This is a genomic window from Bradyrhizobium oligotrophicum S58 (assembly GCF_000344805.1).
In the GTDB taxonomy this organism is placed as follows: Bacteria; Pseudomonadota; Alphaproteobacteria; order Rhizobiales; family Xanthobacteraceae; genus Bradyrhizobium; species Bradyrhizobium oligotrophicum.
Genome location: NC_020453.1, coordinates 3,727,094 through 3,744,882, shown reverse-complemented (window position 1 = coordinate 3,744,882; position 17,789 = coordinate 3,727,094). Strand labels below are relative to the sequence as shown.

17 protein-coding genes are annotated in these 17,789 nt (G+C 64.7%); 3 read left to right on the top strand and 14 right to left on the bottom strand.

From position 1 onward, the window contains the following. Positions 1 to 20: 20 nt before the first annotated feature. The 9 genes from recO to rpoZ all read right to left on the bottom strand — a co-directional run bounded on the left by recO (position 21) and on the right by rpoZ (position 8,531). On the bottom strand, positions 21 to 767 hold the full coding sequence (recO, locus tag S58_RS16080; RefSeq protein WP_015666397.1) for a DNA repair protein RecO: 747 nt from the start codon (positions 765 to 767) through the stop codon (positions 21 to 23). Positions 768 to 942: 175 nt separating this feature from the next. Beyond that, complete coding sequence (locus S58_RS16075) at positions 943 to 1,323, bottom strand: hypothetical protein (protein WP_015666396.1); 381 nt, start codon at positions 1,321 to 1,323, stop codon at positions 943 to 945. Positions 1,324 to 1,325: 2 nt separating this feature from the next. Further along, complete coding sequence (gene era, locus S58_RS16070) at positions 1,326 to 2,252, bottom strand: GTPase Era (protein WP_015666395.1); 927 nt, start codon at positions 2,250 to 2,252, stop codon at positions 1,326 to 1,328. After that, entirely contained in the window at positions 2,242 to 3,318 is a 1,077-nt protein-coding gene (gene rnc / locus S58_RS16065; protein ID WP_015666394.1) for a ribonuclease III, read from the bottom strand. The genes era and rnc overlap by 11 nt, the downstream gene beginning before the upstream one ends. Continuing rightward, entirely contained in the window at positions 3,315 to 4,076 is a 762-nt protein-coding gene (gene lepB, locus S58_RS16060) for a signal peptidase I (RefSeq protein WP_015666393.1), read from the bottom strand. Before lepB ends, rnc begins: the two co-directional genes overlap by 4 nt. Before the next feature lie 300 nt (positions 4,077 to 4,376). Beyond that, the gene (acpS, locus tag S58_RS16055; RefSeq protein WP_015666392.1) at positions 4,377 to 4,796 is read right to left on the bottom strand and encodes a holo-ACP synthase; all 420 of its coding nucleotides are present in this window, start codon (positions 4,794 to 4,796) and stop codon (positions 4,377 to 4,379) included. A gap of 12 nt (positions 4,797 to 4,808) precedes the next feature. Then, positions 4,809 to 5,585, bottom strand: a complete 777-nt coding sequence (locus S58_RS16050) for a pyridoxine 5'-phosphate synthase (protein ID WP_015666391.1) — start codon at positions 5,583 to 5,585, stop codon at positions 4,809 to 4,811. Between the two features lie 81 nt (positions 5,586 to 5,666). Beyond that, positions 5,667 to 7,970, bottom strand: a complete 2,304-nt coding sequence (locus S58_RS16045; RefSeq protein WP_015666390.1) for a RelA/SpoT family protein — start codon at positions 7,968 to 7,970, stop codon at positions 5,667 to 5,669. A gap of 168 nt (positions 7,971 to 8,138) precedes the next feature. After that, positions 8,139 to 8,531 (bottom strand): DNA-directed RNA polymerase subunit omega, encoded by a 393-nt coding sequence (rpoZ, locus tag S58_RS16040; protein WP_006612728.1) that lies wholly within the window; start codon positions 8,529 to 8,531, stop codon positions 8,139 to 8,141. Between the two features lie 347 nt (positions 8,532 to 8,878). On the opposite strand from rpoZ, the gene S58_RS16035 reads away from it, so the two are divergent. Beyond that, the gene (locus S58_RS16035; RefSeq protein WP_015666389.1) at positions 8,879 to 9,526 is read left to right on the top strand and encodes a LabA-like NYN domain-containing protein; all 648 of its coding nucleotides are present in this window, start codon (positions 8,879 to 8,881) and stop codon (positions 9,524 to 9,526) included. Beyond that, positions 9,507 to 10,211, top strand: a complete 705-nt coding sequence (locus S58_RS16030; protein ID WP_015666388.1) for a uracil-DNA glycosylase — start codon at positions 9,507 to 9,509, stop codon at positions 10,209 to 10,211. Before S58_RS16035 ends, S58_RS16030 begins: the two co-directional genes overlap by 20 nt. A 268-nt stretch (positions 10,212 to 10,479) precedes the next feature. Here S58_RS16030 and S58_RS16025 read toward each other — a convergent pair whose 3' ends face one another. The 4 genes from S58_RS16025 to dapA are packed head-to-tail and all read right to left on the bottom strand — an operon-like array spanning position 10,480 to position 12,956. Continuing rightward, complete coding sequence (locus S58_RS16025; RefSeq protein WP_015666387.1) at positions 10,480 to 11,061, bottom strand: peroxiredoxin; 582 nt, start codon at positions 11,059 to 11,061, stop codon at positions 10,480 to 10,482. A gap of 60 nt (positions 11,062 to 11,121) precedes the next feature. Further along, positions 11,122 to 11,595, bottom strand: a complete 474-nt coding sequence (gene smpB / locus S58_RS16020) for an SsrA-binding protein SmpB (RefSeq protein WP_015666386.1) — start codon at positions 11,593 to 11,595, stop codon at positions 11,122 to 11,124. A gap of 1 nt (position 11,596) precedes the next feature. Continuing rightward, on the bottom strand, positions 11,597 to 12,013 hold the full coding sequence (gene mscL / locus S58_RS16015; protein ID WP_015666385.1) for a large conductance mechanosensitive channel protein MscL: 417 nt from the start codon (positions 12,011 to 12,013) through the stop codon (positions 11,597 to 11,599). 52 nt (positions 12,014 to 12,065) lie between these two features. After that, on the bottom strand, positions 12,066 to 12,956 hold the full coding sequence (gene dapA / locus S58_RS16010; RefSeq protein WP_015666384.1) for a 4-hydroxy-tetrahydrodipicolinate synthase: 891 nt from the start codon (positions 12,954 to 12,956) through the stop codon (positions 12,066 to 12,068). Between the two features lie 412 nt (positions 12,957 to 13,368). Between dapA and S58_RS16005 the strand changes: the two genes are divergently transcribed. Further along, a complete protein-coding gene (locus S58_RS16005) occupies positions 13,369 to 15,621 on the top strand; it encodes a lytic transglycosylase domain-containing protein (protein WP_015666383.1) in 2,253 nt (750 codons plus the stop codon). 143 nt (positions 15,622 to 15,764) lie between these two features. On the opposite strand, the gene S58_RS16000 is transcribed toward S58_RS16005, so the two are convergent. Further along, complete coding sequence (locus S58_RS16000) at positions 15,765 to 17,330, bottom strand: porin (protein ID WP_015666382.1); 1,566 nt, start codon at positions 17,328 to 17,330, stop codon at positions 15,765 to 15,767. Positions 17,331 to 17,789: the final 459 nt, after the last annotated feature.

The window sequence follows — 17,789 nt, the reverse complement described above, 5'->3', positions numbered from 1 at the left end:
ATGGTTCTCTCTCCTCGGGGCTACGCCCGCGCCAGCCGCGCCCTGGCCCGCGTCACCGCGTTGATGAAGCCCTCGCGCGCATCCGAATGGCCCTGCCCGCGCGGCTCCAGCACGTGGCGCAACAGGAACAGGCCGGTCAGACGAAAGCCGTCGAAGAGATCCTGATCGGACCAGCCATGGTCCTCCTCGCTCTCGCGCAGGAACGGCGGCAGCGGCAGCAGCCGGTCGGCCCAGGGCGCGCCGGCCGTGCGCGACACCGCGCCGCCCGACTTCGGCGACACGTAGATGAGATCGGTCATTTCGCCGGTGGCGGCGCAGGATTCGAGATCGAGCCCGAAGCCGAGTTCGGCCAGGATGGCGAGTTCGAAGCGCACGATGTGGGCGGCGGCGCCGCCCGCATCCTCGAAATCATCGAGCGCATGTTCGAGCCTGAGATACATGTCCTCGTGCGGATCGCGCTCGGGCAGCAGCCGCGCCAGCGCCGCCAGATGGGTCACGCCGTAGGCGCCGTGCGAAGCGGACATCAGCTCGGCCGCACGCAAGGTGAGCCCGTCGATGGCGTACATGCCGAGGTGTTCGTCAAGCCGCGCGCGCCACACCGCCCGCACGGTGTTGCCGGGCTGCAGGACAGGCCGCATCCGCTTGCCGCTGGCGCCACGGACGAGCCCGAGATGACGGCCATGCTCGCGCGTCAGCAGCTCGAGCACGGCGGAGGATTCGCCATGCCGCCGAATGCCCAGCACGATGCCGTCGTCGGTCCATTCCATCGGGCGAGCGGTCTCCACGATTCTCGCTTACGCTGTACGCAGCTGCGCTCCGCGTGCTTGTCGCGTATCGTAGCTTGCGCTCGATACCTCCGCAAACACCGGGGGCGAAGTCACGCCTCGCTCATTGGCAGTGTGCCGACGTTTCCAGCTTCAAGCCGAACCGTACGCGACGGCCTCACGCGTTGAACCAGCCGCGCGCATCGCCGGTGAAGGAGTAGTACAGCCCCATCATCGTCAGCGCGCAGGAGATCACCTCGATGCCGGCGTCGAGCGTCATGCCCTTCTGGCCGATGACCTGCACCAGCGAGATGTCGGACAGCACCAGCGCCGCCAGCAGCACCCAGCGCGGCCAGTTCTTGCGCCGCTGCGCCGCCAGGTAGACGAAATAGAACAGCAGCAGAATGACGACGCCATTGAGCACGGTCTGCGCCGTGATCATGTCCTCGGTCATGTCGAAGGTCGGCGTCCGGTCCGACACGGCGACCGACAGCGCATCCAGCATCAGCGAGATGTAGAGCAGGACTTCGAACCACAACACGTTGCGCGGCACGCTCATCGTCATTCCCTGGGGAACTCGAGCCCCATCTCCCGGTAGCGGTCGGGATCGTCACCCCAGTTCTCGCGCACCTTGACGAACAGGAACAGGTGCACCGGCACGCCGGTGATCTCGGCGATTTCCTTGCGCGACTGCGCCCCGATCGACTTGATCGTGGCGCCGCCCTTGCCGAGCACGATCTTGCGCTGGCTGTCCCGCTCCACGAAGATCGTCTGCTCGATCCGGATCGAGCCGTCCTTGCGCTCGGTCCAGCTGTCGGTCTCGACCGTGGACTGATACGGCAGCTCCTGATGCAGATGCGAATAGATCTTCTCGCGGGTGATCTCGGCCGCGAGGTGCCGCATCGGCGCATCCGACATCTGGTCTTCGGGATAATGGAACGGACCGGGCGGCACCATCTCCGCCAGCGCCCGCCTGAGATCGTCGACGCCGTCGCCTGATATCGCCGAGATCATGAAGGTGCGCGCGAAGGACAGCTTCTCGTTGGCGGCGGCGACCAGCGCCAGCAGCTTCTCGCGCGGCACCAGGTCGACCTTGTTGACCACCAGGATCTTCTCGTGCGCGACCGCAGCCGCCTTGTCGATGATGGCCTGCGCCTCGTCGTCGATGCCTTTCTTGGCGTCGAGCAGCACGCAGACGAGATCGGCATCATGCGCGCCGCTCCAGGCCGTCGTCACCATCGCGCGGTCGAGCCGGCGCTTGGGCGAGAAGATGCCGGGCGTATCGACCAGGATGATCTGCGAGGCCCCTTCGATGACGATGCCACGGATCAGTGCGCGCGTGGTCTGCACCTTGCGCGAGACGATCGTGACCTTGGATCCGACCAGCGCATTGACGAGGGTCGACTTGCCGACGTTGGGCGCGCCGATCAGCGCGACGAATCCACAGCGGGTATCGGCCCCCCGCCCGGCCTGTTGCTCAGCCGTCATTGCTGCCGCCACTGACGCCTTCGCGTTCGATCATCACCGATGCCGCCACTTTCTCTGCCGCCCGCTTCGAGCCGCCGACACCCTCGGCCGGCTCGAGCCCGGGGAGATCGACGGCGACGCGGAATTGCGGATCGTGATGCGGACCCGTGCGCTCGACCTCACGATAGACCGGGGTCGGCAATCCCTTGCCCTGCGCCCATTCCTGCAGCACCGTCTTGGGATCGCGCAGCGGACGCCGCGGCTTGCGCATGCGCTCGGTCCAGTTGCGCTCGACGAACCCCGCCGCGGCAGCATAGCCGCCGTCCAGGAAAATCGCGCCGATCACGGCCTCGCAGACATCGCCCAGCACCGACTTGCGCAGCCGTGCGCCGGCGCCCGCGCCGACGGCGCCGAGCTTGATGTCGTCGAGCAGGCCGAGCGACTTGGCGACATCGGCGCAGCTCTCCTTGCGCACGAGGTCGGCGAGCCGCTTCGACAGCTCGCCCTCGTCCGCACCGGGAAACGAGCGGTACAGCATGTCCGAGACGATCAGGCCCAGGACGTGGTCGCCGAGGAATTCGAGCCGCTGATAGCTGTCGCCGCGCTTCTTGGCTGATTTCAGCGCCGAGACATGGGTGAATGCTGTGCTGAGCAGCGACGGATCGGCAAAGCGGTGGCCGATTCGCGCCTCAATCGCGGCATTGGCAGCCTTCTCGGCGGCCTTGGCGCTCTTGGTGGCACCCGTGCCTGCGCTCTTGGCACGGCGGCCCTTGGACTTGCTGCGCGACGTCGACTCGGGATCGGTCTCGAGCACGGCGATGTCCGGCCCGCCCTCCGCCGCAGCGGACGTCGATGGGCCGCCGCCGGCGGCCTTCGTCTCGGGCTTCGGGTCTGCCTTAGGTTCTGCCTTGGTTTCTAGCTTGGCTTCCGTCTTGGCTTCACCCTTGGCTTCCGTCTTGGGCTCCGCCTTCATTTCAGGCTTCGGCCGCGACACGGCCTTCGGCGCGGCCTCGAGCGCGCCCGTGCCGGGTTGCGGGCTCGCTGCAGCGGCCTGCGTCGTCTGGATATCGGGTGAGTCGTCGATCATCGGACAAATTTGAACAGCCGATTCCAGCGCACCGACACCGGCCAGCGCCAGAACATCCAGGCATGCTCACCCTCGGCAATCGAGAAGAAGATCATCTGGGCACGGCCGATGATGTTCTCGAACGGGACGTAGCCGACCGCCAGCGGCACGCGGCTGTCAGTCGAGTTGTCGCGGTTGTCGCCCATCATGAAGAAGTTGCCGGGCGGCACATTGTACACGTCCGTATTGTCGTAAGGTCCGTGGTCGAAGCAATCCAGCGTCTCGTAGCTGACGCCGTTCGGCAGCGTCTCTTTCCAGCGCTTCACGCGTGCGATCGAATCGGCGGTCCCGCAGGGATCCTCGCCGACAAAATCCTGCAGCCGTTCGCGCTGGACCGGCACATCATTGATGTAGAGCAGTCCGTCGCGCATCTGGATGCGATCGCCGGGCAGACCGATCACGCGCTTGATGTAGTCGATCTCGGTATCCTTCGGCAGCCGAAACACCACGATGTCGCCGCGCCTCGGCTCGGAGCCGAAGATGCGCCCGGCGAACAAATTGGGCGACTGCGGAATGGAGAAATGGCTGTAGCCGTACGAATATTTCGAGACGAACAGATAGTCGCCGACCAGCAGCGTCGCCTTCATCGACCCCGAGGGGATGTTGAAAGGCTGGAACAGGAAGGTTCGGATCACGAGCGCGATCAGAAGGGCATGAACGACGACGCGAACGGTTTCACCGAGGCCGCTCTCAGTCTTGGTTCCGGAGGTCACGCTCATCGCTCTTTCAATGTCCCTTGGCGAAGTCCTTGGCGAATGGTCCGACGATTCGCCTGCCGATGCAGAACACCGCTCCGCCCGCGACAACCTATCGTTCCGCGGCTTAAAGGAGTCTGTCCTGATTCTGGTGGTTAAGGCCAACTCCGGTTTGATCCAGAATCCGCCCCTGGTGCAGCCGCTTCGATCCGAGCGGGTTTTAGACGACTGCGCGGGGCCGCGCAATCAAGGGCCGTATCAAAACTACATAACTCGCTGGAATCGATTGCATTTTTGTTTTTCCTGCCGGAGTTCCCGGGCGCTTCAGGATGTCTCGCGACGCACCGCCGAAATTATGACGAAAGCCTGGGCAAGCGGCCAGTCGTCGGTAATCGACAAGTCGATGCGAGCTTCGTGTCCTTCGGGGGTCAGCGCCTTCAGCCGTTCTGCTGCACCTCCCGTGAGTTGCATGGTCGGGCGGCCACCCGGCAGATTGACCACGCCCATGTCGCGCCACCACACGCCTTGCCGGATTCCGGTGCCGAGCGCCTTCGAGCACGCCTCCTTGGCCGCGAATCGCTTGGCATAGGTGGCGACCACCATCTTCTCGTTCTTGGCCCGCCGCTCGGCCTTGGCGCGCTCGGCCTCGGTGAAAATGCGGTTCAGGAAGCGCTCGCCATGGCGCTCGATCACCTCACCCACCCGGCGGATGTCGATCAGATCGGAGCCGATGCCGATGATCATGCGTCGGTGCCCCTAACCATTCGCCCGGCTGCGGCCGCGATCCATCGCGGCGCGCATGGTCCGCACCGATTCGGGCAGCCCGACAAACAGCGCCTCACCCATCATGAAGTAGCCGATGTTGAGCTCGACGATTTCCGGCAGGGCCGCGATCTGCTCGGCAGTGGCAAAATCGAGCCCATGGCCGGCATGGACTTCGAGCCCGGCCGCATAGGCCCGCCGGGCGCCGGTCACGATTCGCTGCCACTCGGCTTCCGCCTTGTCATGGTGGCCGTCGGTGATGGCGTCGCACCAGCCGCCAGTGTGGATCTCGATCACGGGCGCACGCAGGTGCGCGGCCATCTCGATCTGCGCGGGATCGGCGGCGATGAACAGCGACACCCGGATGCCGGCTTCATTCAGCCGGGTGATCGCGGGCGCCAGCGCGTCACGCTGGCCGACGACGTCGAGACCGCCCTCGGTGGTCAGCTCCTCGCGCCGCTCGGGCACGAGGCAGCAGGCATGCGGCCGCGTCGCGAGCGCAAGACGCACCATCTCCTCGGTGGCCGCCATCTCGAAATTGAGCGGCTTGGAGATCTCCGCCTTCAGGCGCGCCATGTCGTCGTCGCGGATATGCCGCCGGTCCTCGCGCAGATGGGCGGTGATGCCATCGGCGCCCGCTTCGATCGCGAGCAGCGCCGCGCGCACCGGATCCGGGTTGCGACCACCACGCGCATTCCGCAGCGTCGCGACGTGGTCGACATTGATGCCGAGGCGCAGCTTCGGAGGATGTGACTTCGATGGATCTGACATGGGCCGGCTCGCAGGACTTTCGAATAGACGACAGCTTGTTTAGCGCATCCCGAGGCAGAACGCCGCTGCGATCCCCGCAGATTAGCCATTCACCCGGTCGACCCTGGCCACGATGGTCTTGGCGCGCAGCTGGTTGATAATCGCCGAGAGATGCTTGAGGTCGTAGACCTCGAGATCGATCGTGAGCTCGGTGAAATCGGGCGAGCGGCGGCTCATGCTGATGTTGTCGATGTTGCCGTCGTGCTCGGCAATCACGGTCGCGACCTGGGCGAGGCTGCCGGGCTCGTTGACGTTCTCGACGCGGATGCGCGCCGGAAAGCGCTGCGGCGAGGTCTCGTCGACATCCCAGCGCACGTCGAGCCAGCGCTCCGGCTCGTCCTCGAAGTCCTTCAGCGCCGGCGACTGGATCGGATAGATCGTGATCCCCTCGCCCGGCGTCACGATGCCGACGATGCGATCACCGGGAACGGCGCCGCCATTCGGCGCGAACTTGACCGGCAGGCCGGAATTCAACCCACTGATCGGAATCGCGAACGGACCGCGCGGCGGCTCCGCGCTCGGCGCTGCAGCCTTGGTCGCAGTTGCCGGCGCGGCCGTCTTCTTGGCGCCATAGCGGACGACGCGCTCTTCTTTGTAATCCGGATACATCGCGCGCGCGACGTCGGAGGCCTTGATCTCGCCGCGACCGACCGCAGCCATCACGTCCTCGATCGAGGCCCGCGCCAGCCGCGGCAGCGCGCCCTTGAGCTTGTCGTCGGCATATTCGAGCTTGGTGCGCTCGAACAGGCGCTCGACGATGCGCCGGCCAAGCCCGGCATATTGGTCCCGCACGGCGGTGCGGGTGGCGCGCCGGATCGCGGCCCGCGCCTTGCCGGTGATGGCCAGCGTCTCCCACGCCGACGGCGGCGCCGACTGCGCATCCGAGGTCAGCACTTCGACCTCGTCGCCGTTCTGCAGCTCCGACGACAGCGCCGCGAACTTGCCGTTGATCTTGCAGCCGACCGCGCTGTTGCCGACGTCGGTATGCACGGCATAGGCGAAGTCGATCACGTTTGCGTGGCGCGGCAGCGCGATCAGCTTGCCCTTGGGCGTGAAGCAGAACACCTGATCGTGAAACAGCTCGAGCTTGGTGTGCTCGAGAAATTCCTCCGGATTGGCGCTTTCGGAGAGAATGCCGATGGTGTGCCGCAGCCAGGCGAAGGCGTTCGATTCGCGCTTGAGCAACTCGGTCGGCGAGCCGATGTCGTCCTTGTAGAAGGCGTGAGCAGCGATTCCGAGCTCGGCGATTTGATCCATCTCCTCGGTCCGGATCTGCAGCTCGACGCGCTGCTTGCCGGGACCGATCACGGTCGTGTGTATCGAGCGATAATCGTTCTGCTTGGGCGTCGAGATGTAGTCCTTGAAGCGCCCGGGGACGACCGGCCAGGTCGTATGCACGATACCGAGCGCCCGATAGCAGGATTCGAGGTCCGGCATGATGACGCGGAAGCCGAAGATGTCCGAGAGCTGCTCGAACCCGATCGATTTCCGCTCCATCTTGGTCCAGATCGAAAACGGACGCTTGCGGCGGCCGAACACGCGCGCGGTCAGGCCGTGATCGCGGAACTTGCGCGCGAGCTGGCTCTCGATTTCGCCGATCAGATTGCGATTGCGATCCGCTAGCGCGTCGAGCCGCTGCATGACGACGCTGTAGGCCTGAGGATCGAGCGTCCGGAACGAGAGATCCTCGAGCTCCTCGCGCATCTCCTGCATGCCCATGCGGCCGGCCAGGGGCGCATAGATATCGAGCGTTTCCTCGGCAATACGTCGGCGCGACGCCTCGGGCACGAATTCGAGCGTACGCATGTTATGCAAGCGATCGGCGAGCTTGACCAGGAGCACACGCACGTCGTCGGCAATCGCCAGCAGCAGCTTGCGCAGATTCTCGGCCTGCTTGGCCTCGCGCGAGACGAGCTCGAGCCGCTTCAGCTTGGTGAGTCCCTCGACCAGGGCGCCGATCTCGGGCCCGAAGAAGCGGTCGATCTCGGCGCGCGTCGCCTCGGTGTCCTCGATCGTGTCGTGCAGCAGCGCCGCGACGATGGTGGCATCGTCGAGCTTGAGGTCGGTCAGAATGGCCGCCACCTCGAGCGGATGGGTGAAATACGGGTCGCCCGAGGCGCGGGTCTGCGACCCGTGCGCCTTCATCGCATAGACATAGGCGCGGTTGAGCAGATCCTCGTTCGTATCGGGGTTGTAGGAGCGGACCCTTTCCACCAGGTCGTACTGCCGCATCATGCGCGAGCGCGGCTTTTGCGGCCGCGGCCGCTCAGCCGGCGGCGGAGGCGCCAACGCGGCCGATTCGGCCGCCGCCTGCATCTGCTGAGGAGTGTGGCCCGAAACCACCATGGAAAATGACTAAACCTTTATCCTTGAGACCGAATCCGGCGACGGACGGTCCATTGAAGCGGCCCTATGGTAATCACGAAATCACGTTCAAATGCAAAGGCCCGGACGAGGTCCGGGCCTTCACATTCTCACAAGTTAATTTTAGTTCGGACAGATCGCGAAACGCGCTTACTCGTCCTCTTCCGGCTGCTCTTCCGGCGGAGCGAGGCCTTCGAGGCCCTTCAGCAACTCTTCTTCGGTCATCCGCTCGACCGCAACCTCGGTATCATCAGCATCGACGCTGGCGCCGGCCGAGCCGATCAGCGGGACCGTGTCAGGCTCCGGCTCGTCAACTTCGACGAACTTCTGCAGCGAATGCACCAGTTCTTCCTTCAGATCCTCGGGAGAAATGGTCGAATCCGCAATTTCCCGGAGTGCCACAACGGGATTCTTGTCATTATCTCTATCAATTGTAAGTTGTGATCCTGACGAGATCATGCGCGCGCGATGCGCGGCCAGGAGGACCAGGTCGAACCGGTTGTCGACTTTATCGATACAATCTTCCACAGTGACGCGCGCCATTGTCGCTCCGGTCCTTTGTGTGCTTAATATGCTGATTATGCTGGGCTAGTTATAGAGGCTGGCCGGTTTTCGCAAGGCCAAACTGGCGTCAGGCTTCGGTAAGGGGCAAGGAGTACCGAATCCGGCAACCTTGACTGGCGCTCCGTCCGGACCCGTAGAATTCGGGCCTTGGACAAGAAAACGCTTCATTACGTCGTCACAAGTGCGCCTTTGTTGCCCCGATCACTCCTGTTTGCGGTAACCTCACACCAGATGGACCGCCGACGCCTTGGCAGTATCTTGAAATGGAATGCGCGACCGAATGGAGTCGCGCCAAAAATAGAATCTAACTGAACGCGAGACACTGAATGTCATCTTCGACCAACAAAATTGCGCTCTTCATTGACGGCGCCAACCTATACGCGACGGCCAAGACTCTCGGCTTCGACATCGACTACAAGCGCCTGCTCAAGGAATTTCAGAGCCGCGGCACGCTGCTCCGTGCATTCTATTACACGGCGATCATCGAGGATCAGGAATACTCGTCAATTCGTCCCTTGATCGACTGGCTGGACTACAATGGCTATACGGTCGTCACCAAGGCGACCAAGGAGTTCATCGACGCCAGCGGACGCCGCAAGGTCAAAGGCAACATGGACATCGAGCTTGCCGTCGATGCCATGGAGCTGGCCGAGCACATCGACCAGATGGTCTTGTTTTCGGGCGACGGCGACTTCCGCTCGCTGGTCGAGGCGATGCAGCGCCGCGGCGTTCGCGTCACCGTGATCTCGACGATTTCGAGCCAGCCGCCGATGATCGCCGACGAGCTGCGCCGCCAGGCCGACGTCTTCACCGACCTCGTCGAGCTGCAGTCGAAGCTCGGCCGCGACCCGTCCGAGCGCCCTGCCCCGCGCGAGCCTCGCCACCATTCACCGCAATTCCTGCAGCGCTCGACGACAACGCCTGCCGCACGCACGCCCACGACCACTCCCAACGATGACGAATTCGAGGACTAGGGCTGCCGCAAGCGGCCCGCGAAAGTCTGATTCGGACGGACATCCACCAGCAGCGCATCCGACCGATCCCGATCGCGACTGTCCGCTGTGCCCTCGTCTCGTCGATTTTCGCACCACCCAGCGGGCGCGCGAACCGTCATGGTTCAACGCGCCCGTCCCGTCGTTCGGTGATCCCGATGCGCGCCTGCTGATCGTCGGACTCGCGCCGGGATTGCAGGGCGCGAATCGCACAGGGCGGCCGTTCACCGGCGACTACGCCGGCGAGCTGCTCTACGGCACGCTGCTAAAATACGGATTTGCGAACGGGCGCTTCGAAGCGCGGCCCGACGACGGGCTGACACTGGTCGATTGCCGGATCAGCAATGCGGTGCGCTGCGTGCCGCCGCAGAACAAGCCGCTGCCGGCCGAGATCAACCAGTGCCGCAACTTCCTCGGCGCCAGCATCGCCGCGATGCCGCGCCTGCGCAGCATCGTCGCGCTCGGCCGCATCTCGCATGACACGCTGCTGAAGCTGCTCGGCCTGCGCGCCGTCGCGGCGCCCTTCGCTCACGGTGCCGTGCATCAGGCCGGCGGGATCAGGCTGTATGACAGCTATCACTGCTCGCGCTACAACACGAACACCGGCGTGCTCACGACCGAGATGTTTCATGCCGTGTTCGCGCGGGTGAAGGCGGATCTGGATTAGGTCGCGCCTCGCGGCCACCGTCAGGCTGATGGTGCGCTTGGAGAAAAAGAAGCACGGTGGCGATGAATGCGCCCTCTCCCCCAAGCGAAGCGGAGCTTCGCAAGGCGGGAGAGGGCATCTCCACCCCATCCACGCACGCGGTTGGGTGAGGGGTATCTCTCCACTAGCGATACTCCTGGAGAGATACCCCTCACCCAAGCGAGCTTGCCGCGCTTTCCAACATGCCCTCTCCCGCAAGGGGAGAGGGCTCATTCATGTGCACCGCGTCTCATGCGGCGACGCGATGATCCTTCAGCCACGCCAGCACGTCGCCTGCATTCCGGTCCGGCGGAAACACCGGATAGAAGACGTGGGTGATGCGGGCGTCATCCACGATCAGCGCCAGCCGCTTGATCATGGTCAGCCCGGCGATTTCCATCGTCGGCAGCCGCAGCGCGTCGGTCAGCTCGAGCTTCTCGTCCGATAGCACCGGGAATGGCAGATGCAGGCGCGAGGCCATCTCGATCTGGTAGGCGTTGCTCTGCGTCGACAGGCCGAACACATGCGCGGCGCCCGCAGCCTTCAGCTCGCCGAACAGGTCGCGGAAGCTGCAGGTCTGCGGCGTGCAGCCGCGCGCGCCCGGGATCATGTCCCAATCCTCGACCAGGGACACCTTGCCGGGCTCGCCGGTCCGCGGATAGGCGAACACCACGGTGCGACCGGGGAGAGCCGACAGCACGACCAGCGTGTCGTCGGTGGCACGCAGGCCGACCGGCGGGATGGTCATGCCCGGCAGGTGATCGGCCGCGCCGTCATCAGTGGGTGCGGGGATCTGGCTCCAGTCGACGTCCAGCAGGTTCTTCTGATTCATCGGACCGCTCCCCTGACCTGACAGTTGCGCCCACGCGAGGCGCGGCAAACCAACGGCTCGTCAGCCGCGCGCTCGCAGCAACCGACCCTTTTCGCGACCCCAATCGCGCTTCTTCTCGCTCTCGCGCTTGTCGTGCAGCTTCTTGCCCTTGGCGACGGCGAGCAGCAGCTTGGCGCGGCCGCGCTCGTTGAAATACAGCTTCAGCGGGATCAGCGTCATGCCCTCGCGGTCGACGGCTCCCATCAGCTTGTTGATCTGCTTGCGATGGAGCAGCAGCTTGCGCGGCCGCTTCGGCTCGTGGTTGAAGCGGTTGGCCTGCAGGTATTCGGGAATGTTGGCGTTGATCAGCCAAATCTCGCCGTCGCGCGAATCCGCATAGGATTCCGCGATCGTCGATTTGCCGCTGCGGACCGACTTCACCTCGGTGCCGGTCAGCGCGATGCCGGCCTCGATGGTGTCCTCGATCGCGTAATTGAACCGCGCCTTGCGGTTCTCCGCTGCGACGGTGATCTTGGGCTCATTCTTGTCGGCCACGTCAGGCTTTCTTCAGGAGGTCCCTGATTTCGGTCAGAAGCTCGACCTCGGCTGTCGGCTTCGGCGGAGCCGCGGGCGCAGCCTCCTGCTTCCGCTTCAACTGGTTCATGCCGCGAATGATCATGAACAGCACGAAGGCGACGATGAGGAAGTTGAGCGTGAGCGTCAGGAAACTGCCATAGGCCAGCACCGCGCCCTGCTTCTTCGCATCCGCCAGATTGGTTGCACTAACCGCCTTGGAGAGCGGGATGAAGTAGTTGGAGAAATCGAGACCGCCGGTGATCGCGCCGATGATCGGCATGATGACGTCGCCGACCAGCGAGTTGACGATGGCCCCAAAGGCCGCGCCGATGATGACGCCGACTGCGAGGTCGACGACGTTGCCCTTCATGGCGAATTCGCGGAATTCCTTCAACATGTCTGTACCCCCCTCAGACTTGCAAGAAAATTCTCAGGCTCAACCAAGTTGCTCAGTTGATCAGTCCGGCATGAACCATGGCGTCGCGGACCGCGACACGGGTCGGCTCCGACACCGGCACCATCGGCAGCCGCAACTTCTCCTCGAGCTTGCCGAGCAGCGACAGCGCGTATTTCACGGGCGCCGGATTGGACTCGATGAACAGGTTGGTGTGCAGCGGCATCAGCTTGTCGTGGATCTTCAGCGCGGTCGCGACATCGCCTTTCTGCCAGGCGGCCTGGAATTCCGAGCACAGCCGCGGCGCGACGTTCGACGTGACGGAGATGCAGCCGTGGCCGCCATGCGCCATGTAGCCGATGATCGTGGCGTCCTCGCCGGACAGCTGGTTGAAATCCTCGCCCATCGCCGCGCGCTGCTGCGACACCCTGACCATGCTGGCGGTGGCGTCCTTCACGCCGGCGATGTTCTTCAATTCGAACAGCCGCTTCATGGTGTCGACGGACATGTCGATCACCGAGCGCGGCGGGATGTTGTAGATGATGATCGGAATGCCGATGGCATCGTTGATCGCCTTGAAGTGCTGGTAGAGGCCTTCCTGGGTCGGCTTGTTGTAGTAGGGCGTCACCACCAGCACGGCGTCCGCGCCCGCCTTTTCGGCGTGCTGAGCGAGCTCGACCGCTTCCTTGGTGGAATTCGAGCCGGCGCCCGCGATCACGGGCACCCGCCCTTTGGCCTCGGCGATGCACCACTCGACGACCTGCTTGTGCTCGTCATGGCTGAGAGTCGGGCTCTCACCGGTGGTGCCGACCGGCACCAGGCCATGCGTCCCCTCCTCGATCTGCCAGTTCACGAGGCCGCGGAAGGCTGCCTCGTCCACCGCCCCATTCTTGAAGGGAGTGACCAAGGCGGTGAAAGAGCCCCGGAAATTCGTCTTGGCTGCCATGAAACTCCCTCCCAACGCGTGTTGCCCCTGAGCGCAGCGCACTTCATACCGGGTCCGGACACAAGGCGGAAGGCCCGCCCTGGTCTCGGCGGCCTTCTCAACAGGCGGGCGAATCGACCGAATCAGCCCGGACCAGCCGATCCTGCGACGTTTCCTGCATCGGCACGAGAGGCCGCCCCGCCCAAGGAGGGTGCCGGAGACGGTGTCCGCCCGCGCCGCGTGGCCGCATCGCCGCCCTTCGGTCGTGATTTCGCCGCGGTGTTGGCGCAGGTTGCAACTCATCCCTGTACATTTAGTATTTGTTCACCTTTTCGATAGACCAAGTTCGTTGGGGATCGAAGCCATCCGCACGCAAAGGAACGCCGTGCCCTTTCCAGCCCGCGCTACCGCATTGCGATCGACTGCCCTGTCGATGTCTCTCTCGGTGTCACTGGCCGCCGGCCTGACGCTCGGATTCGCTGTTGGAGACATCGCTCTCGCCAAGGACAAGGTTCCTCTGCCCAAGGCGCGGCCGATTGCGCGCGGTGTGGTTCCGAACAGCCCGCCCAAGGAGACCACTGAAGCCCGGAGCAAGGTGGACGCCCGGGCCGAGGCCAAATCCGACGCCAAGAGCGGCATCAAGGCAACCGGCGAGCCGCTGCGGGTCGCCCCCCGGGACATCACGCCGGCCCCGGCAGCGAGCTTGCCGGCGCGCCAGCACGCCGCGCTGCCGGCTTCCCGCAAGCCCATCGCTCCGGCCGCGGTCGCGTCGACCGCATCGACCTCGCAGTCGGACAAGGACGCGCTCGAAAACGTGATCGAGCTCGTCCGCAAGCGCAAGCCCGATGACGCCACCCAGGTCGAACAGGCGATCTCGGACCCCGTTGCCCGCAAGCTCGCGGAATGGGTCATCCTGCGCAGCGACAACAACAATGCCACCGTCGAGCGCTACCGCGCCTTCATCACGGCCAATCCGAGCTGGCCGTCGCAGAGCTTCCTGCGCCGCCGTCTGGAAGCCGCGCTGTGGGACGACAAGCGTGACGACGCCGTCGTGTGGTCCTGGTTCGAGAACGAATCGCCGCTGTCGGCCAAGGGCCGCTTCGCGCTCGCCCGGGTCATGCTCAATCGCGGCGACCGCGCCAACGCCGAGCGCCTGGTGCGCGAGGCCTGGCGCAGCGACGCCATGTCGGAAGACACTGAGAACACCATTCTCGACCAGTTCGGCGCCCTGCTCTCCGGCGGCGACCACAAGGCGCGGATGGACACGCTGCTGTATGGCAGCGAGCATGAGGCCGCATTGCGCGCCGCCAAGCGACTCGGCTCGGGCCATGTGGCGCTCGCCAAGGCGCGGATCGCGGCCTACCGCAAGGCCTCGAACAGCCAGGCCCTGCTCGAGGCCGTGCCGCGCGAGCTCCACGGCGATGCCGGCTACATCTTCAGCCGCATCCAGCTGCTGCGCCGCGACGAGAAATTCACTGATGCGGCGCAGCTGATGCTGAATGCGCCCAAGGATCCCGGCCGGCTGCACAATCTCGACGAATGGTGGATCGAGCGCCGCCTGCTGGCGCGCAAGATGATCGATACCGGCGAGTACCGCAGCGCCTATCTGATCGCCCGCGACGCGGCGCTGCCGAACCGCGACATCTACAAGACCGAGCAGGAATTCACCGCCGGCTGGATCGCGCTGCGTTTCCTGAAGGACCCGGCGACCGCCGCACAGCACTTCGCCCGCATCGGCGTCGGCAGCGTCAATCCGACCACCCTGGCGCGGGCTGGCTATTGGCAAGGCCGCGCAGCGGAAGCCATGGGCCACATGCAGGAGGCGCGCGCGGCCTTTACGTCCGCGGCCGAGCAGTCCACGAGCTATTACGGGCAGCTGGCGCGGGCCAAGCTCGGCCTGCCGCAGCTCGGCCTCAATGCCGCGCCGACCGGCCGCGGACGCGGCGTCGAGCGGCTGGAAGTGGTGCGCGCAGTCCAGTTGCTCTACGACGTCGACGAAGGCGAGGTGGCGATCCCGATGTTCGCCGACATGGGCGACAATGGCGATCCGGACGTGCTGGTGGGGCTCGCCGAGATCGCGGGAAGAAACAGCGACGCCCGCGCGATGCTGCTGGTCGGCAAGGCCGCGCTCAATCGCGGACTGCCGTTCGATCACTACGCCTATCCCGTCAACGGAATTCCGGCCTTCCGGTCGATCGGGCCCGAGGTCGAGCAGAGCGTGATCTTCTCGATCGCCCGCCAGGAGAGTGCCTTCAACCAGGCCGTGGTCTCGCCCGCGCAGGCCTATGGTCTGATGCAGGTGACGCCGGATGCAGGCCGCTATGTCTGCAAGCGCGCGGGTGTCGGCTTCGATCTGAACCGGATGAAGACGGACCCCGTCTACAATGCCCAGCTCGGCGCCGCCGAGCTCGGCGGCCTGCTCGAGGACTACCGTGGCTCCTACATCATGACGTTTGCGGCCTACAATGCCGGCCGCGGCAGCGTCAGGAAGTGGGTCGAGCGCTACGGCGATCCGCGCGATCCCAATGTCGACGCGGTCGACTGGGTGGAGCTGATCCCGTTCGCGGAGACCCGCAACTACGTGCAGCGCGTGATGGAGAATCTGCAGGTCTATCGCGCGCGCTTCGGCGGCGGCTCACGGCTGCAGATCGAGGCCGATCTGCGCCGCGGCGCCGTGGTCGAGTAGCGAGTAGCGAGTAGCGAGTAGCGAGTAGCGAGTAGCGAGTAGCGAGTAGCGAGTAGCGAGTAGCGAGTAGCGAGTAGCGAGACGAACCGAGGTTGGTCCGTCAAGCGCTATTCGCTACTCCCTATTCGCCACCCGCTGGTTCGTCACCAGTTGCGCTGAGCGCGCAGCAGCAGCGAGACCGAGTCCTGGTCCTTCAGCTGATAGGTGGTCGCCGGCTTGGCGACGGCACCGGCAGCCGGCGCGTTCGCTACGCCCGCAAACTTCTGGTCGAGCCGGGTCCAGGCAACGTCGGCCGAGAAGGTCAGGTTCTTGACCGGTGTCCAGCGCGTGATCACACCCAAGGTCGAGATGTTGAAGTCCGGGTTGCAGTTGGCGCCGGTGATGCCGAGCGCGATCATGCCAGCACCGTTGCAGATCAGTCCCTTGGCCGTGGCATTGTACCTGACGGCGCTCCACGAACCGTAGACGGCCGTGTTCCAGAACGGATCCCAATTGTGGGTGAAGGCGCCGCGGGCACCGTAGGTCGTCGTCAGCTGCTGCTGGGTGCCGGTCGCGAACACCGAATCAGACACGCCGGCAAAGCCGAGGCTCTGAAAGGCGCCGGCCATGTTGCTGCCGCCATACATCGCGTAGTTGATCGGCGCGAGGCTCTGGAAATTGTAGCGGCTGGCGCCGTTGGTGTAGACGCCCTGGAGGTTGATGGTGTCGCCGGCCCCGGTCGGGATGTTCTTGACCGAGAGAGCGAGCTGACCGGCAAAGCCCCATTTGTCGGCGGGATGACCGGTGGTCTCATTCGCACCGAAGAAGCTGGCGTGATTGTCGTGAGCCGCAAAGGAGGCCTGGAACAGGCCCCACGCCTGGTCGACGCGCACCATGCCGATGATGTCGGGCGCAACATTGCCGCCGAAATTCGACGTGCCATAGTTGCCGCCGATCACGCCGGCGGCAGTCTGTCCCGTCGTATTCCAGATCTGGGACTGCCCGTACTGCGTCGCATCCTGAGCCGAGATCGCCGCGGTGATACCGGAGCCGAAGTCCGCGGTGTAGGTGAACTGATTGACACCGGTGATGGAGCCGCCGCCGCCGGTCAGACCGTCGAAGTTGTTGCCGGGATAGTTGCTCCAGGGCGCGTCGAACTGCGACACGGCCTTACCCATCGTGAAGCCGGCAAACTGGATGAAGGCATAGAAGACACCGAGCCCGCCACCGGCGATGCCGCCGTCGGACGGATTGACGGTGGTCGCGCCGGCAATCGCATTGCCTGCCGCGTTCAGCGCGATGTTGCTGCTGTAGACCGTGGCACCCGTGGCTGAGCCGGTGCCGGTGTAGCTGCCCGAGGTCCATTGGAAGACGGCATCGAAGAACGTGCGAACGACGCCGTATTCGGTCGCCGTACGGGTGTCGATGTTGAAGTCAGCGCGCGAGCGAGTCGTGTAGTAGTTGCTGAGACGATTTCGTGCACCGGCAACACCATTGGTGGCGTTCTGGAACAGGGCGTTGGTCCCAATTCCGACCTCGGCGCGCAGATAGCCCCCCAGCTTGATGCAGGTGTCCGTACCCGGGATGTAGAAGAACCCCGCCCCGTACATGGAACAGACCCTCACATACTCGATCGCCTTGGCTTTGATCGGAAGGTCGGCTGCCTGAGCCCCACTCATGGCGAGCAAAGCCGCCGCTGAGCCCAGAACAAGGCTCTTCACAGTCTTCATACTAACCTCCACATGACTCACTTCAGACAGGTCTGGCTCAGAAGCGAACATCCGCCCCCCACGGGGTCAGCTCATCTCCGGCCGCTGTACAGTGATCGCGCATAGCGTTGCAGTCGGAACGATGGCGAGGCGCTTTTGGTGTTTTATCGGACCATTCTCGTGGCGGGCCGAACCATGCTTGTGACGGCGGCGCGGCACGTCCGCGCGCGCTGCGTCTCCCATATAGAGTGTGAGCCTGCCGCACGGCGCTGGATCCGTGTCGAGACCATGGCTGGAATGAAGCAACAATCGCAGCACGCGGGCCAGACGTGACGGTGGCAGGCCGCGCGATCAAAGGCACGCCGCCCCGCCCTGGTCTCCGCAACACGTCTCCCGATTCTCACGGGCGATCGCGCGCCTGCCACCGTTGGCTTGCGAGCTTTGCCGGTCAGGAGTTCGATAGCTGACGGTCGGAGAATA